Source organism: Cobetia sp. 14N.309.X.WAT.E.A4, assembly GCF_030397495.1.
GTDB lineage: Bacteria > Pseudomonadota > Gammaproteobacteria > Pseudomonadales > Halomonadaceae > Cobetia > Cobetia marina.
On record NZ_JAPNXT010000001.1, the window covers coordinates 646484 to 664697 of the forward strand.

An 18214-nucleotide genomic window follows, 5' to 3' on the forward strand; every position below is an offset into this window, starting at 1 on the left:
GGGCTGGCAAGGCGTCACGAGGTGCCGCCCTTGAGTGCCCGTCGGCTGCGGCTTTCGGCGCGATGTGCCAGCAGGGTCGAGGTCGAATAGAGCGCCAGCCCTGACCAGATCAACACGAAGGTGAGCAGCATCGAGGGCTGCAAGGTCTCGTGGAATACCAGCAACGCGATGGCGAACTGCATGCTCGGGTTGATGTACATCAGAAAGCCGACGGTGGCGAGGCGCAGGCGGCGTGCCGCGCCGGCAAAGGCCAGCAGCGGAAGCGCCGTCAGGATGCCGCTGGACATCAGCAGCACGCTGGCGGGCAGCTCCAGCGGGCCGATGCCCGTGGCCAGAAAGCGTGACTCGCCTGTCTGCCACAGACCCGCGATCAACAGCAGGGCGAGGGGCGCCAGCATCAGCGTCTCGACGAACAGCCCCGACAGGCCATCCAGCGCGACACGCTTGCGCAGCAGCCCGTAGGTGCCGAAGGACAGCGCCAGCGAAAGGGTGATCCAGGGCAGCTCGGAGAGATTGAGAAACTGCAGGCTCAGGCCCAGCGCCGCCAGCCCCAGCGCCACGCCTTGCAGGCGAGTCAGGCGCTCCTTGAGCACCAGCATGCCCAGTGCCACGTTGACCAATGGCGTCAGGAAGTAGCCGAGGCTTGCCTGCAGCACTTCATGCTGTTCCACCGCGAAGATGTAGATCCCCCAGTTGGCCGCGATCAACAAGGCGCACGCCAGCCCCGGCCATAGTTGCCGTGGCCTGGACAATGCGCTGCGAATCGGTGACCAGCGCTTCAGCAGGCTGATCAGGAGGATGAGAAACACGCAGCTCCACAGGATGCGGTGCAGCAACACCTCCCAGGCGGGGATGCCGGAAAACAGCGCGAAGTACAGCGGAAAGCAGCCCCACATGGCATAGGCCGTCAGGCCGTAGCCGACCCCCTTGAGGCCTTCGCGACGGGCCAGGGCTGCCGCTTCATCGCTCTCGGGCGTGCTCTGCGCCTGGCTCATCGCGAGTCACTCTCGCCATCCTGAGCCAGTGGCTTGCCCGCGATGTAGTAGCCCGAGGGGCTCAGCGCGAGGAAGAAGGTCTCGGCCTCGGGGTAGCCGGCTTCGCGCATTGCCTGGTGGATGGCCTCGCCACAGACGTCACGGACCTGCTGGCCGCGTTCGAACCACAGCACCTCGACGAAGGGAAAGGCATCCACCGTCTGGCCGTCGAAGACATATTGCGTGCTGATGCACTCCAGCGTGAACTCATCGCGCGGCGTCGCCGTGGCCTCACTGAGCTGGTCGACAAGCGTGCGCGAGACGGGGGCGAGACGGGCGGGGGTAACGCCATGGAAGCGAAGCTGAGGCATGCAGGGCTCCTGGAGCACGAATGAGTGGGGGTGACAGCGCGCGTGGGCGACAAGCGGACCGAGGTCCATGCGCCGAGCTTCATCAGCCGGTGCTGACGGAGCCGGCATCAAGCCCCGCGCAACATCAGCATAAGGGGAAGCGATGGCCTGCGTCGCGCCTTCAGGCCGCGTCAGCATGTCGATGGTCAATATATCATCGGCGACTCATGCACACATCCGCTGGCTGAGCCGCGCGGAGTTGTGGGCCAGTTCCCGCATTGCCTCTCACATCTGAGCGCCACAGACGGTAGAATGGGCGCATTCATGCTCGCGATGGCATGCAGGCCTCACACCCTCCATCACCCGCAAGGCGTGTCCCGGGAGGGCGGCATGAGGGCAAGATGACCGAGGATCAGGGAGACGGCATGACAGTGACGAATCCATCAGCAACGTGGGAAGACGCAGGCAAGTTGCGCGTCAGCCTGGTGCAGGCCGATCTGCGCTGGGAAGACCCGGCAGAGAACTGTCGCCTGCTGGGCGAGCAGCTGGACGCCGCTGGCCTGACGACCGGCCCTGACGGCCACAATGCCCTGACCGACCTCATCGTGCTGCCCGAGATGTTCGCCACCGGCTTCACCATGAATTCCCGTGAGATGGCCGAGCCGATGGAGACCAGCGAGAGTGTCGCTTGGCTCAAGGCGCAGGCTGTCGCGCGCGGTTGCGTGATGACGGGCAGCATTGCGGTACTCGAGGGAGACGAGTGCTACAACCGCATGCTGTGGGCCACGCCAAGTGGTGAGCTGAGACATTACGACAAGCGCCATCTGTTTCGCATGGCAGGCGAGCATGAGCGTTATGGCATGGGCAATGAGCGGGTGATCGTCGAGCTCAACGGCTTCCGGATCCAGCTGTCCGTCTGCTATGACCTGCGCTTCCCGACCTGGCTGCGTCAACGCCCCGTGATTGGCGGCATGAGCGCGGCGGAGTGTGCCACCGGCAGCGCCTTCGAATATGACCTGCTGCTGTGCGTGGCCAATTGGCCGGGCGTGCGGCGTCACCCGTGGCGCACCCTGCTTCAGGCGCGCGCCATCGAGAATCTGGCCTATGTGGTGGGCGTCAACCGAGTGGGTGACGATGCCAACGGGCTGCACTATACCGGCGATTCCATGGTCTGCGATTTCAAGGGCGAGCCCATCCTCGACCCCGCGCCAGACCAACCCTTCATCGAGACGGTGACGCTTGAACGCGGCGCCCTCGACGAGTTTCGAACCAAGTTTCCGGCGTGGATGGACGCCGATCATTTCACTCTGGAGGCCTGATGCGCCTGGACAAATTCCTTACCGAAACCACGGATCTCAGCCGCAGCGATGCCAAGAAGGTCGTGCATCGCGGCGATGTCACCGTGGATGGTGAGGTAGTCAAGAACACCGCGCGTGCCGTCAAGGATGGCATGCGCGTCGAATGGAACGGCGAGCACCTGGAACTGATGGGCCTGCGCTATCTGATGCTCCACAAGCCGGCCAATGTCGAATGCACCACCAAGCCGGGCCTGTATGAGCGCGCGCACGACCTGATCGAGCTGCCCAATGTCGAGCGCCTGAGCATCGTCGGGCGTCTCGATGTCGACACCACCGGTCTGGTGTTGATGACGGATGATGGCCAGTGGAACCACCGCGTCACCTCACCCAAGAAAGCCTGTGCCAAGCGTTATCGCGTGACCCTGGCGCGCCCGTTGGAAGGGGATGAGCTGGCGCGTGCGGTGGAAGATTTCGAACACGGCCTGATGCTGGATGGCGAAGAGAAGCCGACGCGTCCGGCACGCCTGGAGATGGAAACGGCCACCGTGGGTCTGCTGTGGATCACCGAAGGCCGCTATCACCAGGTCAAGCGCATGTTCGCGGCCATCGGCAATCATGTCGAAGCCCTGCACCGTGAAGCCATCGGCGACGTGGAGCTGGACCCGGAGCTGGAACCCGGCGAATGTCGCTTCCTGCGTCCGGAAGAGGTCGCCAGCTTCTGATTGTCAGCGTCTGATTGTCAGCGTCTGATCATCAGCGCCATATCGTCATGAAAAGCCCCCGTCATTTTTCCTCAATGGCGGGGGCTTTTTCATGCGCGTCGTTGGCCGCCGAGCCTTGTATCGATCCAACGATCGCGCTTAAGGTAAGCGTTGTCTGCTCGTATTGTGATTTCTTTGCGGGAAGTGCGTTTTGCAGAAGTGAAATTTATACTGAGATCGTCTTCAATCAAACGCTTGTTTCCAGTATTTTCATGACAATGGCGTCTCCATAACAACAACGAGGAAAACCCACTATGTCGTCCCCCTTCACCAAGTCCCACCTGATGAAACCCCTGCCGCTGCGCATGGCGCTGGCGGGCAGTGGCCTGCTGCTGGCGACCCTCTCGGCACCGGCAAGCGCCGCGGAAGATGCCAGTGTGGTATTCGCGGCGCCGCCGTGGCCGGGCGTGACCATGAAGACCGAAATCGCCTCCGAGATCTTCGAGGCGCTGGGCTATTCCCCCACCACGCGTCAGCTGGGCGCGCAGATCACCTATGAAGGCATCTCGCTCGGGGAAGTGGATGTCTATCTGGCCGCCTGGCTGCCGGGGCAGAGCACCATGTACAACGCGGCGATGGAAAAAGGCGCCATGGTCGATCTGGGCAACAACGTGAACGGCGCGCGAGCCAATTTCGCCGTACCGCGTTATGTGGCCGAAGCCGGCGTCACCTCACTGAACGATGTCGACAAGCCGGAATTCGCCGACAAGTTCGACAAGACCATCTACTCCATCGAGATCGGCTCGGGCTCCAGCGAGATCGCCAACCGTGCCGTCGACGAAGACATCTATGGCCTGGGTGACTGGGACCTCAAGGAATCCTCCACCGCCGGCATGCTGGGGACGGTGGCCAATGCCATCAAGCGCGATGAGTGGGTCATGTTCGTCGGTTGGACCCCGCACTGGATGGGGGTCGAATACGACATGGTCTTCCTGGAGGACCCCAAGGACCTGTGGGGCCCGGGTGGCGGCGCCAGTGACGTGAAGACGCTAGCCAACAAGAAATGGTCCGAAGCGCATCCCAACGCCACCGTCTTTCTGGATCAGATCGCCTTCACCTCCGAGGAGCAGAGCGAGCTGATCTATGGCTTTGGCAAGGAAGAGCGCCCGCAGGAAGAGGTGGCTGGCACCTGGATGAAGGCCAATCCCGCCAAGGTCAAGGGCTGGCTGGAAGGCGTGACCACTCGAGATGGCGAACCCGCCTGGCCTGCCGTGCAGAAGGCGCTTGGCCTGCCGGACGCCTGACGTGTCGATCCCGAACCTGTCGCTTCCGTCTGCACGGCTGAACACTCGGTCTTGAAACTCGGCGACACTGGATGACACGGCCTGCGTGCCTGTTGTCGCCGGCAATGTCTGATCAGAACCCCGCTCCTGGAGCGGGGTTCTCGCGTTTCTGGCACCTTCTCACTGCCCGTCGAGCCCCATCGCGGCATCGTCATGCAAATCTTGCATGGAAAATCAAAATAAAGAATTGGTCGGACCTGTTCGCGCTGTATCACCATGACCCCGCCTTCTGCGTCGCCTCAACGCGCAGCAAACAACAATGACAAGCAGGGTTTACCTCATGGCTGATACTGATTCGTTCGCCGAGCGCGATTCGCGCACCCCCGGTCCCGTCGCGCGCTTGCTGTCCCCGTGGACAGGCTTGCCGCTCTGGAAACAGATCTTCATTGCACTGGTGCTGGGCCTTGGGTTGGGCATCCTGCTCAACCAGACCGGCCGCGCCGATATCGCCGCCGACATCAAGCCGCTGGGGGATCTGTTCATCCGCGCGATCAAGATGCTGATCGTGCCGCTGGTCTTCGTCTCGCTGGTCACCGGCGTGGCATCGCTCGACAACCTTGCCCGCCTGGGGCGACTGAGTCTCAAGACACTGGGGCTGTATCTGGGCATGACGGCGGTGGCGATCACCATCGGCCTGGGGCTGGCGGCTCTCTTCCAGCCGGGCGTGGGCATCGACCTGGGCAGCGCCGCCGGTGTCGAGGTGCGGGAAGCGCCGACCGCCGTCGAGACATTGCTTGGCCTGGTGCCGACCAATGCCGTCGAGGCCTTCGCCGAGGGCAATGTGCTGCAGATCATCGTCTTCGCGATCCTGTTCGGCCTCTCCATCACGCTGGTCGGGGAGAAGGCGCGTCCGGTACGGGTATTCTTCGAATCCGCGGCGGAAATCATCTACCGCATGACCAGCATCGTCATCGCCTTCACGCCCTACGGTGTCTTCGCGCTGATGGCCTGGGTCGCCGGAACCTACGGGCTGGCGATGCTTGCGCCGCTGGCCAAGGTGATCGCCATCGTCTATCTGGGCTGCATCGTGCACGCCGTGGTGGTGTATGGCGGCCTGCTGCGCTTCGTCGCGCACCTCAATCCCGTGCGGTATTTCCAGGGCAGTGTCGAGCCGATCATGCTCGCCTTCACCAGCACCTCAAGCTCCGGCACCCTGCCGGTGACCATGATGGCCGCCGAGCAGAATCTGGGCGTCAAGCGCAGCGTCTCGAGCTTCGTGCTGCCGCTGGGCGCGACCATCAACATGGATGGCACCGCGCTGTATCAGGGTGTCTGCGCGCTGTTCATCGCCCAGGCCTACGGTGTCGATCTGGGCATGACCGAGTACGTCACCATCATCATGACCGCCACTCTGGGCTCCATCGGCACGGCGGGCGTGCCGGGGGCGGGGCTGATCATGCTGTCGCTGGTGCTGACCTCCGTCGGCCTGCCGCTGGAAGGGGTCGCCATCATCGCCGGGATCGACCGTGTGCTCGACATGGCACGTACCGGGCTGAACGTGGCCGGTGACTGCGCCGTCAGCTGTCTGGTTGCCAAGAGCGAGAAGGCACTCGATGAAGAGGTCTTCAACACCCCGCACGTGATGCGTTCGACCTTGAGCTGAGCGTCGCGCTGATGGAGGGAAGTGGCCTTCACTTCCCACTGACCGGCAGCCAGGAGTCGCTGCCGGTCTTCCTTCCCCAGGAATCTGTCGCCCTCAGGCCGACAGGCATGTCAAAGATGGTCAGGAGAATCGCGCCATGGAAGCTTCTGCCACACGGCTTTCTGTCAATCGGCATTCTGCTGCTGGACTCGCCACTGGCGGGCCCCGCAACGCGCCGGACACCGTCACCCGCTACGGTGTGGTCGGCGGGCTCGGGGCGCTGGGCAGCGCGGATGTATTGCTCAAGACCGTGCGTGCGGCCCAGTACTGCAAGCCCCCGCGCCGGGTGGACATCGCCTTCGAACAACGTCACTTCGAGGATGGCCCCAGCATCGCGGAAGAGGGCTATGACCCGCTGCGCCGCAAGTTCTATGTCTACAACGTGCTCAAGGACATGCAGGGCAAGGTCGAGAATGCGCTGGTGCCATGCTTTCTCTCGCATACCTTCCTGGCCGAGATCACCCCGGAAATCAGCGTGAACGTGGTGGATATCTTCGAGGCACTGCAGGACCGCATTCGCCGCGAGTACCCTGACGTTCGCAAGATCGGCGTGCTGACCTCAAGCTACGTGCGCGCCTCGGGCATCTTCACGCGCCGTCTGTCCGGGCCCGTATCCGAGCCCATGTCCCGATCGGAATGTGGCGAGCCCGGCGCGGAGCTCGAGGTGCTCTACCCGGAGGCGCGCGTGCAGCGTGAGGCGTTGATGGAGGCCATCTATGGCCCGACCGGCATCAAGAGCGGCCATCATGGCGGTGAATGTCTGCAGCAGCTGATGGAAGCCTGCGATGATCTCATTCGTCAGGGTGCGGAGATCATCGTGCCGGGCCTGAGCGAGATCCCGGTGATGATGGCCTCGCTGCAGCCTCTGATTCCGGTGCCGTTGCTGGATTCCAATCGAATCTACGCCGAGTACGCGCTGGGACATGATCGCGAGCAGGAAGGGCGGCAGTTCAAGCTGGGCGTGCTGGGCGGCGTCGGGCCCGCCGCGACGGTGGACTTCATGCGCAAGGTGGTGGGACTGACACGCGCCGAGCGCGATCAGGATCACCTCAAGATGGTGGTGGAGCAGAATCCGCAGATACCCGATCGTACCGCCAATCTGATTGGCAACGGGGAAGACCCGAGCATCCCGATGCTCGCCACCTGTCAGCGACTGGAAGCGGATGGTGCCAATGCCATCGCGATTCCCTGCAATACCGCGCATGCCTTCGTGGCGCGTATCCAGCCCTATATCAACATCCCCATCGTCAACATGCTCGATGCGGTGGTGGAGGATATCGCCGCGCGGGAGACGCCCGTATCGCGTGTCGGCCTGCTCGCGACCAGTGGCACCGTGGCCAGTCGGGTCTACCACGACATCCTCGAGGCCTCGAGGCGTGAAACGCTGGTGCCGGACGCCTCCCATCAGGCTTGCGTGATGGACGCCATCTACGGACAGCAGGGCGTCAAGGCGGGTCACACCTCAGGCGAATGCAGTCTGATGCTGGAAGCTGCCATCGAGCACCTGCTGGCCCAGGGGGCAGAGGTGGTCATTCTGGGCTGTACGGAGCTGCCGCTGATCGAGTTGCCGAAAGCGCTGCGTGAGCGCGTGGCCTTGCTGGACCCCTCGGAGATACTGGCCCGCCGCTGCATTGCCCTGGCGCAATAGCCCGATGACCTCGTGCCGCTGACCTCGTGCCGCTGACCTCGTGCCAAAGACGTCGAGGTGGAGAATATGGCGCTGTGAAAACAGCGAGGGAAACAGATAGCACCGCCTTCGCGGAAGGAAGGAAAGAAGGAAGGAGGGCATGCAAGAGGACATGAAGACCAGCCACGCTATACTGCGGCGCTACATGCCTCACTCCAGGAAATCGCCGTGGAAATGAACTGGCTGGAAGACTTCCTCACGCTGGCCGTCACGCGCAATTTCTCGCGCGCGGCTGAGTTGCGCAACGTGACTCAGCCGGCCTTCAGCCGCCGGATACGCAATCTGGAATACTGGGTGGGCGCGACCCTGATTGATCGCAGCCTGTTTCCGGTAGGGCTGACACCGGCCGGCGAGTCCTTCCAGCGGACGGCGCAGGATGCGCTCTCGGTATTGCGGGTCGGGCGGGAAGAAGCACTGGGCTTCGTGCCCAAGATCGAAGAGGTGGTGTCGATTTCCGCCTCCCATACGCTGGCGGTCAGCTTCTTCGTCGACTGGCATGAACAGCTCCAGACCCGACTGGGCAAGCTCAAGGCGCGTATCGTGCCGGACCACGTCGCCGGCTGTGTCGATGCGCTGATCAGCGGCAACTGTGATCTGATGCTCGCCTACAACAGCCCACTGCTGCCGACGCTCACCGACATGGTGCGCTATCCCTCCATCGTGCTGGAATCCGAGCGTCTGGTGCCGGTGAGTGCAGTGGATGGGGCAGGGCAGGCGTTGTTCTCGCTGGAAAGCGATATTCCGCAACCGTATCTCTGCTACTCCAGTGACAGCTATCTCGGTCGGCTCACTGCGCTGATCCTCAATCGGGAATCCCTCTCGGCACGCCTCAACTTCTGCTACGAATGCTCGATGTCAGACGTGCTCAAGCGCGGGGCCCTGGCCGGCAGCGGTATCGCCTGGGTACCGGAGCGCGCCGTACGGGATGAACTCAACGCCGGCCGCCTGCGCATCGTCGGGGATGACCGCCACACCGCTCCGCTGGATATCTGCCTGTTTCGGCATGCCGAGCACGAACAACAAGTCGCGGAGCGCATCTGGCAAGCCTGCCTGGACACGCAAGCCAGCCGCACAGCCACCTCCGCCACTCAAGGGTGACCTCTCGCCCATAACGCCAGTGGCGGTGAGCGTTATCCGCCCACCGCCACTGATTTTCGCTCTCATCCATCATCTCGCCAGGCTCGCGCAAGGGTATCGCAGACTTATGACAGGCGCCGTGAATTGGCCGTCGTGCGCTTGTGCAGCGGCTTGATGAACTGCGTACCCGTCGTCCACCACGGCACGACCTTGCCACCCGACATCGCGTTCATCCACGCCTTCTGCATCACGAACCACATCTCCCAGCTGGCGGCGATCTTCTCCGACACCATCTTCTGGTTCTCCGCGATCATCTTCGGATCCAGCGGCGACTGCGTCCCCCACAGCTGCGTGCGCGACATGATGGTGGACATTGCCGTCGACCACATCTCCACCGATGTCGTCCCCAGCTTCCAGACATCGAACATCGCAGCAGGTGTCGTCGGGACCAGCTCAGACCAGGCAGGTTGTTGAGTCATTGTGCTCTCCACGTAAAGGAACCTCATGACAGTCTTACGCCTGTTGATGCTGCAGTGCAACATTGGTTTTTTATATCCCTGAATGTGAGCGCGAGATAGAGCCTCCCTTATCACCACTTTCTATATAAAACAATGATTTATCGGTAGGTGATGGCTGGAGGATCCGGAGTTTTCCAGGCTTGGACGGAAATGTCCCATGGATCTAGGGAAAGTGGATTTTTAGGATTTGGAGGCAATGTCTTACGTGAGCGTATGAATTTTATGAACTTGGGTGTCAGTTCAATCAGACAGGGCGCGTAGGAGTTGGCGAGTGGGACGGAAATTTCCGGCGTGAAGTTGTGAAGCGATAGTGGGGAGGGCGCGGCGAGACGCGCTGGATATCGAGCTTAGTGTCTTGTTAATGCGACGCGGGGTGTCGCACTGAACTAACAATTCCTTCTCGCGCTTGCCTCGACTCGGCTATTATTAGATTTCTTGAAGTTTCCTATATTCACATATGTATTTCTCGCCAAGGCAGGACGCCATGGCGCGGGACCATAAGACGGAGCTCGCCCTACCGGTAAGCCTCGTGCGGTAGCCGTGGAGCATCCTTTCAGCTTGATAGTGCGGGGAAGGGGCTGAAAAGAAAACTCACGGGCCACCACGAGGAGATCGTACGGCCTTGGGCGAAGAAATATTCTGGCGACGGTGAGCACTTCTTCCTGCTCCCTGTTGAGGCTAGCCAGGAGGCTATGACGTGTGTAAGAACCGATCATATACGTCCGCTCGATGTCGCCACCGGCGAATGGCCATATCTCTCACGTTAAAGAGCTTCGCCAACACCGCGTCTGGGATGTGTGCATGTGTAGCATAGATCTCAACACGGATTCTGAGTGTGGCTTATGAGGCTTGATTTCCATCTCGATACTCTTAAACGAACTGTCGAGAAACCCTCTAGCAGTAATCGAAGGGTAGCTTTTTCTGGTTCTCCGACGTTTCATGTGGATTTGACTTCATCCAGCATGCGCTCCATGGGACTGCCGATCAGGTAGATCCTCGCAATGAAATTACTTTCGTTTCGGTAGCCGCGAGCCCAAGATCTGGCAGTCTGAAAGAGGTCATTCACGCCTTCTAGGCGTGCGTTAGTCAGGCCTGAGTACCAGCGCCTCACAACTTGGTCAGCGTGTCGTTGCAACGTATTGAGTGTTTTTGCCATTGTTTTGAGATCCGTGTGGTCGGCCACTGCTTCACGCATCACATTGAGGTAATTCGTGATACACCAACGGGCCCCGCGCGTCGTCGATGCGCTACGATCCACCTCAGCTTGTCCTTGATGACCCATGCATTCGCGGTAGCCCCTTGGTCAGCAAACAGCTCCTAGAGGGCGACCGGCTGCTTTTCTGTCAGGTTGTGGTTATCCATGCTTTACAGCACTACTCAGCGCAGGTCCTTGGGATGGGCTTTTTCTCGTCAATTTCACATTCGGGGCCCTATATATAAAGTTGCACGATCAGTAAATAAGAGTACTGGGGCTAATGTTGGTGAAATTAGGAGTTGGGAAGCTCTTATGTTGCACTCAGAATCTGCAGCCAAGAAGTATAAAATATACTGTTAATATTTTAAGTAATTTATAGTGAAGGTGCCATATGGATAAAAAAGAGAAAATTCAGCGTGTAGAAGAAGAACTTAATGTGTTAAAAGGTGTGATAGACTATGCTGATAGAATGATCTGTGAAGATGCTAATAAAGGAGTGTATTTATCGCTTAGACGCCACGCCTATGGAAAAACAGTGCTTATAAGCACTGAAAATCAAGGAGTTTTAATTTTTCGTCTTAGTTCGACATCTGCAGTTTACCCTAATCGTTCATCTGGTTATGCTACTCCACATTCCCCTGTGGGTCGCTTGTGTGCAGTTCTACAAGTAGGAGATAAAAAAGAATCACTTCAATGGGGTGAATATATAGTTTTAGAAACTCGTCTTTTTGATCGTTTTGATGGGATAGAATTTGCAAGCAATGTACGCAATTTTCTTCGCATGATCATACGTCAGCAACAAGACAAAGATGAAGTAATTGATCTTTCGAACTTTTTAAATATACACTCACAAGTATCCGATACTATAAGTTCAGAGAAGTTATATTTAGACTCCTCAATAACATCTGATATTTCACATTCGAAGAAAACAATATCTGATAAGGGTGTTGTTGAACTAGCTGCATCTAAGAATTTCTCTTCTATTTATGAAGTTGATGAAGAGCTAGATGATGATGTTTGGTCTTCATTAGATTATTCCGAAGAAGAAGAAGGCAAAAATATTAGTCTGTCTAATACAGAAGAATATTTTGGACTCAATGAGACATTCTATTTAGATCGTACACTCCTACAGGATCGTGTTATATCACGCTCGCCTACAGGAGCTCTATATGTGCAAGGTGTCGCAGGGTCTGGGAAAACTTCAGCTGCTTTAGGTCGCACTAAGATGCTTTGCGACTTTAATAATGAGAAAGTATATAGTCAAGAAGAATTCAGAAGCATCGTTGGTGATTCAGATGATTATTGGTCTCAAAAGTTTGCTGGTAAATTTTCTCAAGAAGGTAGTGTAGGTTTTGTTCGTACAGGAGAATTAATTCAATACTTGAAAGAAACTTGTCGTCGCCTTGATTTACCTAACCTACCAATACAAGAATATTCTGAGCTTCGCAGTAGACTTTTGAAGCTTCGCCATATTGAGAAAGTACGGAAAGGGTCACGTCGGTGGGTTGGCATTGGAAAGTTACGGGAAACGCATATCGATTCTACTATTCAATGGCTTAAAGTGGCGGATTGCACTATAGCTAAACAATGGGCATCTGACTTACTGGAGTTCGCGCCCACAACGAATTTTTTGGTGAGTACATTTAAGAAGCAAGAACTTATTAATTTGTCTGAAGTTATACAGCCAGCAGTAGATCGACTGTACGAAGAACTGAAAAAGATAAGCAAAAGCTTACTAATCCCCAGTAAAAACTCTACTTTTATTCTTGATGGCTTGGCTAAAAGAATAGATAGCTCTATAGAAAAAATTAGTAATGAAATTCTAGGTGGAAATGTCTTTTGGATGATAGCAGGCGGAATATATTACTATGCCAATAGTGAGTATGAGCTTGCCAAGCTCCTTGTTTCTAGAAGAATTCCTCTCTATCTAAACGACAATGCAACTAGGCGTTTAGTCATATTTGATGATTCTGGTTTGATCGATTCTAGTCTTACTATTCTTGACCAGTCTGGGAGAGAGTTATCTGACGAGTTGATTAATAAGGATTATTTGAAAGAAAATTTATGCATGGTTCTTGAAAATAACTCAGGAAATGTTTTTCCTGCAGTCATCTCTGACACTGATGAACTATATCTTCGTCTTCTATCTGAATCCTCTCAAAAAGTGTATGGGCGTGATAATAAAAAACTAATAAAGATACGAATAGTTCGTGGGTTGGGACAAGTTAAATTTCCGATAATGTCTGTAGTGTCGGATGTTCATAGTCAAGTGAGTGAACAGTTTGTCAATACAGAATCAAAGTATAATTCAAAGGAAAAAGATCGTAGTATTTCTGTTTTGTCTTTATTTAAAAATACATCGCGCAAGAAGTTAATAGAGCCACTCATGTATGTCGCCGACGCCTATGCTAATGCTTTAAAAAATAATATTATATTGTTTCCTGATGAAAATGTTGCTGAAAAAGTTTCAGCGCAACTTGAAGATAGACGACTTACATCAGAAGATATAGATCTTTTACTATGTCTTATCCATATTATTGGTCGCGGTTTTGAAGGTAATCCTAAAGAGTTATCAACTCCACAATTTTATCAGTCAGTTTTTATAGATGAAGTTCAGGATTTTACTGAGCAGCAAGTCTACTTGATGTCAGAGCAAGCTGATCCAGATTATGCTGCTGTCACAATAGTCGGAGATTTATCTCAGAAACTACATAATGGTAATGATAGTGACATATCAGGTTGTTTTCCAGGGAAACATTTAGAAATAGTTCAGTTGTCGAAGAATATGCGTCAAGCAGAGTCTCTCGGAATCGCTTGGTTTAGTGCACGGTTTCGTATGGAAATGCATAATAATGAGCTGGGTCAGTTACCAGAAGACGAATTACTTGAAGGATTGGCTAATGCACCAGAAAAGATAAGGGGGCCAGAGGTCTTTTCTTATATCAATCAGTCTGATTTAGTTGAGCATACAGTGAAGCTGCTTATCTCCACACAAAGTAAGCAAACTTCTGTAGTTATTCTGCCGACCCCAGAAATCGCGAGAATATTCTTTGATGCCTGTAAGCCAAGCTTGGACGAAGAGATGATCGATGCCGAGCTTTCTGATAAAATAGACCTTTCACGGAGATATGTGAGGCACTTTACTTCCATACAAAATGCCAAAGGCCTAGAATTTGATCTAGTTATATTGCCATTTTTTGAATGCTATGATATGACGCTCCCATTACATCAGAATCAGATATATGTGGGCTTAACTCGAGCAAAGCAACGTATGGTATTAATTGGTCATGAAGCAAGACCTCACTCATTGATTGATCATATTTGGAATGAGTATCAAGATATTGTAACTCCTAAATTGATGCAATAAGTGAAGTACCTGCGATATCCAGACCATTCGTGTTCTCGTTGGTCCCACGCTGTCTAAAGCAAGTAGGAATTATAGAAGTAAACCGCCGCCGTCACCGGCCTTAGCCACCGCTTCCCGACGCGGCTTCAACAAGCGGATCATGGCTCCTTGCTTCAACTCGGCCGAGATCCTGGGCAGTCGTGCCGGCAGTAAATAGCCAATGCGATACTCTACCAGTGTGACTAGGCATGGTTGCTTGTGGCCTTGGATCACGGTGTCTCCCTCCCAATGTCCGATGAAGCGCTGGTCATAAATCTCATCTGGGTTGTACTTGATTCCGGCTCAGTTGGGGATCTTGCCCAACTCGGCGCTCTTGGCGTGCGTGCAGCGCTTATTGCGGCGTTTGAGCTGACGGAGATGCCTCCAAAGTTCACCACCCCGTGCCTTGTCGTCCCGGAGTTCATAAAATTTATTGTGCTTTACCTGTCAGTAATTAATATCAATTGTTAAGTTTGAAATAAACTACTATTTGATTTGCGGATGTTATAGAATAAGGTGTATTGATTCATGGGTCTTATAAAGAATATATCAAGGGCAGTTACTTCTACTTGTCATGCTATAGATAATGGTGCAAAAGAGTTAGATAATATTGCAGGTGAACTTGAGAAGTCTTCTGTCAGGTATCTTCACCGCAATCAGATTTCAAGACTAAAAGACGAAATTAAGAGGCTGCAGGCTCTACCTGATCAATATGATTTAATAATAAATAAAAAAGAGGAAATGTTAATTGAGTATGATATGTATATAGAGGTTGCAACTGGTGATGAGATCAAAAATTATATTGATGAGAGGAGACTTTTGGAAATTGAGCTCACTGATGAAAAGTTAAAGAAAACCTTCATTCGCTTGAATGCTATGGAGACAAAAATATTAGCTCGGAAAAGTAGATTAGCTATTGAACAAATACAAGCTCTCAACAATCTATCTGGTAAGTTTATTAAGTTGATGGATGACTCGAATGCTAGTGTTGTATTAGGTTCAGAGTATGCAAAAAATATTTTTCAAAAATGTAGAGGTGAGATTAATAATATCAGCGTTCTGATTAAAAAATTAGAAACGGAAAGAGTTACTGAAGATATAGAAATATACTCCTCAGGGGAAATGAATTTTAAAATATCAAAGCGGGATGACAAACCACACGGTAGATCGGTATACTACTTTCATAATGGTAGTAAGAATAAGATCTTTTCTTTTAATAATGGATGCTTAGAAGGTCTTTCAAGATGTTGGAGAGAAGATGGTAGTCTGGCAGTTGAATATAACTTCTGTAGTAATTTAAGTTCTGTAAAAATAGCAACATATACATCGTATGGAATAAAAGTGGCCGATGGTGAAATAAAAAATAATGCTGGTGGACTAAGGCTTTGGCTATGGGGTGGAGTTTATATTGGCAATATTAAAATAAAAGATGGTAGAGTAAAGAGAAAAACAGCTATCTTGAAAATTTTAATGAATCCAAAGTTTATCGCGCTAGTATGTGAAACTTTGAGGTCATCTGAAATGAAATTAGAGTATAAAGAGTTTATTGATACTGTCAATCTTTTCCACGACTTTTCTGAAGAGATTTTTAGTATGTCTAAATCTTGATTCTGTAGCCATGACAGTTTCGGTGATTTTTAATCAAATTGGTTCATATTATCCGACCTTAATGTAGAGGCTGTTTCTTGAAGTGCTTCAAGAGATAGAACTACGAATATAATGGTGGTTATACACCTATTGACTGGCAGAGTCTTCATCAGCTGCTCTGCCAGGTTGCGGTTCGCGCCTTTGCGGCTGACATATGAAACAACCACAGTTGATATATCAGTCTATGTCCCATGCTTGTTTCAACCTCGTCACGGTATGCTCCCATTTCAGTGTTGTGGGCTTGCAGATAGTGTTCTGATTGCCGAATAGGCCGACTTCGCTAAATGCTTGCGAGGCACTGTACGAAGCGATCCAGCGGACTGGCACGAGATATTCCGCTGCCTCTTCATCATCTTCATCAAAGGTTTGGTGGAGCTGTGGGTAAGCGGTAGCTGTAGCAATGTCTTGAAGTCTCTGAATCCCTTGATCGGTCTGGACCATGAAATGCTCGCCTCGGCAACGCTCTCCGCTCACCTCAGCCACGCCTACGTAGCCGGTCTTGGGGATGTTGACCCAGACTCGGTCTCCCTCTGAGAGCATAGCGAGGGTCTTCGAGTACCAGGCAGCGCCACCACCGGCAATGAAGCCATAGCGTCGTGCCAACTCCCATGGACGGTTATCACCGAAGGAGGCGTAAAACTCGCCATTCCAAGGCTCCTTGCGTGCTTTGCGTGTGACAGGCAGGGGTGGTTCGTCCGGGTCGATCATCCAGGCACGACTCAAATAATGATTTCCCTGGTCCTCGAAGGCGCTGAAGAACATGGCGTTGATCGAGAGCTGGGCATGTTCGTTGAGATAGTTGATGATTCTCTCGCTGCTGGCGTCGAGCTGGGTGGCCACGACGACTAGTTGATGATTCTCGTTGAGGGTGACACTGTTCAATGTAATGCCGAACTTGGCTTCGAAGGCGTCCTCGAGAGATATATGAGGGCGATGATAACGTTCGGCAAAGGCTTGGTAGATTTCTACCAGCTGGTAGTCGGCCAAGGTGACGACCCAGGAGGCATAGTCGATGGCCTGAGCCACCACGTCGCGGGGTGTCTTGTCGCGTTTGAGTTCGATGACGATAACTGTGCCGTCGGCAGCAATTGCCAGCAGATCGATCAGCTTGTTGAAGTCCGTGCGTACCTGTCGACCAATCAACAACCAGTCCCGATTGAGGATCGAGACATCCTGCATGATCTGCTCCTCTAGCTGCCCCTCGTCAGCTAGCCCAGTGGGCCGCAGCTTTTGCGGCATCTCGCCTGCAGTACCTGCCAGCTTCCAGATTCCTTGCTCGATGGCCATCAGGCGCCTCCTTGCGTTTGTTGGAGAAGAGCGTTGCCTCACCCAAGGCGATGCTCTACCATGGATACCAACACGGCCCCCGCCTCTTGGCTCTCACGAGCTTACGCGGGGGTTCTTTTTTGTGTGCTCCCACCTTCATCATACCCACCAGCGCTCCCAGCCCGGTGGAGCTCCCATGTCCTCCAGCGCTAGCCCTCGCCTGGAATGAGGCACCGGGAAAACCTCCAGATGTGCCTGTAGGCGTCGATGCCATTCGGTTTCGGGGCAGACCATCAACGCCATGTGCCGCACGATACTCAATAGCAGGAAGGGGCGGGCAAGGCGCTTTGCGTCCCTGAATTCATCGCACCACGGTACCTCACCTTGCTTGGGCAGCCTTGGCTGGTCAATGACATTGCGGTTCCAGAGCCGGCTGTGGTGTGCGCAGACGTTACGCAGGTAATTCAGCGAGCGAAGCCAACTCTGGAAAACCTTCCAGTCCTGAACGCCGTATTTCAGAGCGATCCGTATCTGGTCTGGCACCTTCATCATGGCGAAGAGCTGGGAGAGGGTGCCGAAGTCCCAAGTCTCGACGGCGACCCAGATCGGCAGCCGCGACTCGTGCTTTTTCCGATAGTGCTTGACGAAGTCCTCCTTTGAGCGTCGCTCCATCCCCTCGCAGCGCTCCTGCCACTTCTCGAAGCTGTCGCGCGGGTCACGACCGGATTTTCGGCGGGCGAAGGAGGGATGGAAGGTGGCGCGATGCAGGTGTGCGAAGGCATCGCTCTCGCCCAATAGGTAGGCGATATCCACTCGCAGCGTGATCTCGATACGTTCCAGGGCATCGGTCAGGCGCAGCCGAAGCTCCTTATCGAAGAGATATAGCCGCACCGCATCGATGAACTGGGTGTCGGGAACGAACTGATCCGTTGCCTGGGTGATTGGCCGGTCATGTTGGTCATTACCGGCCGTCTCGAAGACCCGGAAGGGATACCAATAAGCGCTTAGTCGGTAGTAACCGACGTGCTCCAGGTATTCCAAAGCGGCGCTTTCATCGCCGACCTGCATCCCGCGCTCAATGAGCAGGCTCAACTGCTCTTGAAACGACTTCCAGGGACGGTCGTAGGCCAT

At 54.4% G+C, this 18214-nt stretch carries 14 protein-coding genes; 8 read left to right on the forward strand and 6 right to left on the reverse strand.

Annotation, left to right across the window (positions count from 1 at the left end; translation table 11 throughout):
• Positions 1-14: 14 nt before the first annotated feature.
• The gene (gene rarD, locus OW493_RS02825) at positions 15-995 is read right to left on the reverse strand and encodes an EamA family transporter RarD (RefSeq protein WP_176502661.1); all 981 of its coding nucleotides are present in this window, start codon (positions 993-995) and stop codon (positions 15-17) included.
• A complete protein-coding gene (locus OW493_RS02830) occupies positions 992-1345 on the reverse strand; it encodes a DUF1904 family protein (protein WP_169477152.1) in 354 nt (117 codons plus the stop codon). The genes rarD and OW493_RS02830 overlap by 4 nt, the downstream gene beginning before the upstream one ends.
• A gap of 404 nt (positions 1346-1749) precedes the next feature.
• On the opposite strand from OW493_RS02830, the gene OW493_RS02835 reads away from it, so the two are divergent.
• The 6 genes from OW493_RS02835 (at position 1750) to OW493_RS02860 (ending at position 9093) form a co-directional block, all read left to right on the forward strand.
• Positions 1750-2643, forward strand: coding sequence for a nitrilase family protein (locus OW493_RS02835; protein WP_141391867.1), 894 nt, complete (start codon positions 1750-1752; stop codon positions 2641-2643).
• Complete coding sequence (locus OW493_RS02840) at positions 2643-3344, forward strand: pseudouridine synthase (protein ID WP_176502660.1); 702 nt, start codon at positions 2643-2645, stop codon at positions 3342-3344. The genes OW493_RS02835 and OW493_RS02840 overlap by 1 nt, the downstream gene beginning before the upstream one ends.
• A 293-nt stretch (positions 3345-3637) precedes the next feature.
• Positions 3638-4627 carry an ABC transporter substrate-binding protein gene (locus OW493_RS02845; protein ID WP_289863158.1) on the forward strand — a complete coding sequence of 330 codons (990 nt, stop codon included), beginning with the start codon at positions 3638-3640 and terminating at the stop codon, positions 4625-4627.
• A 319-nt stretch (positions 4628-4946) separates the two neighbouring features.
• Complete coding sequence (locus OW493_RS02850) at positions 4947-6269, forward strand: dicarboxylate/amino acid:cation symporter (RefSeq protein ID WP_289863159.1); 1323 nt, start codon at positions 4947-4949, stop codon at positions 6267-6269.
• Between the two features lie 136 nt (positions 6270-6405).
• Positions 6406-7956: an amino acid racemase gene (locus tag OW493_RS02855; protein ID WP_289863160.1), complete on the forward strand. Its 1551-nt coding sequence runs from the start codon at positions 6406-6408 to the stop codon at positions 7954-7956.
• A 213-nt stretch (positions 7957-8169) separates the two neighbouring features.
• Positions 8170-9093 carry a LysR substrate-binding domain-containing protein gene (locus OW493_RS02860; RefSeq protein ID WP_289863252.1) on the forward strand — a complete coding sequence of 308 codons (924 nt, stop codon included), beginning with the start codon at positions 8170-8172 and terminating at the stop codon, positions 9091-9093.
• 104 nt (positions 9094-9197) lie between these two features.
• On the opposite strand, the gene OW493_RS02865 is transcribed toward OW493_RS02860, so the two are convergent.
• A complete protein-coding gene (locus OW493_RS02865; RefSeq protein ID WP_240499551.1) occupies positions 9198-9551 on the reverse strand; it encodes a hypothetical protein in 354 nt (117 codons plus the stop codon).
• 976 nt (positions 9552-10527) lie between these two features.
• Positions 10528-10872 carry a transposase gene (locus tag OW493_RS17195; protein WP_354670118.1) on the reverse strand — a complete coding sequence of 115 codons (345 nt, stop codon included), beginning with the start codon at positions 10870-10872 and terminating at the stop codon, positions 10528-10530.
• A gap of 304 nt (positions 10873-11176) precedes the next feature.
• Here OW493_RS17195 and OW493_RS02870 point away from each other — a divergent pair, with 304 nt between their 5' ends.
• Both OW493_RS02870 and OW493_RS02875 read left to right on the forward strand, forming a co-directional pair.
• The gene (locus tag OW493_RS02870) at positions 11177-14152 is read left to right on the forward strand and encodes an ATP-binding domain-containing protein (RefSeq protein WP_289863161.1); all 2976 of its coding nucleotides are present in this window, start codon (positions 11177-11179) and stop codon (positions 14150-14152) included.
• A gap of 546 nt (positions 14153-14698) precedes the next feature.
• Entirely contained in the window at positions 14699-15778 is a 1080-nt protein-coding gene (locus OW493_RS02875) for a hypothetical protein (RefSeq protein ID WP_289863162.1), read from the forward strand.
• 216 nt (positions 15779-15994) lie between these two features.
• Here the strand turns inward: OW493_RS02875 and OW493_RS02880 are convergent, their stop codons facing one another.
• Both OW493_RS02880 and OW493_RS02885 read right to left on the reverse strand, forming a co-directional pair.
• Positions 15995-17104: a hypothetical protein gene (locus tag OW493_RS02880; protein WP_289863163.1), complete on the reverse strand. Its 1110-nt coding sequence runs from the start codon at positions 17102-17104 to the stop codon at positions 15995-15997.
• A gap of 138 nt (positions 17105-17242) precedes the next feature.
• Positions 17243-18214, reverse strand: a complete 972-nt coding sequence (locus OW493_RS02885; RefSeq protein ID WP_289863164.1) for an Abi family protein — start codon at positions 18212-18214, stop codon at positions 17243-17245.

Coding starts and splice junctions, on each gene's coding strand:
- rarD (WP_176502661.1), bottom strand. CDS start 995: ATGAGCCAGGCGCAGAGCACGCCCGAGAGCGATGAAGCGGCAGCCCTG.
- OW493_RS02830 (WP_169477152.1), bottom strand. CDS start 1,345: ATGCCTCAGCTTCGCTTCCATGGCGTTACCCCCGCCCGTCTCGCCCCC.
- OW493_RS02835 (WP_141391867.1), top strand. CDS start 1,750: ATGACAGTGACGAATCCATCAGCAACGTGGGAAGACGCAGGCAAGTTG.
- OW493_RS02840 (WP_176502660.1), top strand. CDS start 2,643: ATGCGCCTGGACAAATTCCTTACCGAAACCACGGATCTCAGCCGCAGC.
- OW493_RS02845 (WP_289863158.1), top strand. CDS start 3,638: ATGTCGTCCCCCTTCACCAAGTCCCACCTGATGAAACCCCTGCCGCTG.
- OW493_RS02850 (WP_289863159.1), top strand. CDS start 4,947: ATGGCTGATACTGATTCGTTCGCCGAGCGCGATTCGCGCACCCCCGGT.
- OW493_RS02855 (WP_289863160.1), top strand. CDS start 6,406: ATGGAAGCTTCTGCCACACGGCTTTCTGTCAATCGGCATTCTGCTGCT.
- OW493_RS02860 (WP_289863252.1), top strand. CDS start 8,170: ATGAACTGGCTGGAAGACTTCCTCACGCTGGCCGTCACGCGCAATTTC.
- OW493_RS02865 (WP_240499551.1), bottom strand. CDS start 9,551: ATGACTCAACAACCTGCCTGGTCTGAGCTGGTCCCGACGACACCTGCT.
- OW493_RS17195 (WP_354670118.1), bottom strand. CDS start 10,872: ATGGGTCATCAAGGACAAGCTGAGGTGGATCGTAGCGCATCGACGACG.
- OW493_RS02870 (WP_289863161.1), top strand. CDS start 11,177: ATGGATAAAAAAGAGAAAATTCAGCGTGTAGAAGAAGAACTTAATGTG.
- OW493_RS02875 (WP_289863162.1), top strand. CDS start 14,699: ATGGGTCTTATAAAGAATATATCAAGGGCAGTTACTTCTACTTGTCAT.
- OW493_RS02880 (WP_289863163.1), bottom strand. CDS start 17,104: ATGGCCATCGAGCAAGGAATCTGGAAGCTGGCAGGTACTGCAGGCGAG.
- OW493_RS02885 (WP_289863164.1), bottom strand. CDS start 18,214: ATGGCCTACGACCGTCCCTGGAAGTCGTTTCAAGAGCAGTTGAGCCTG.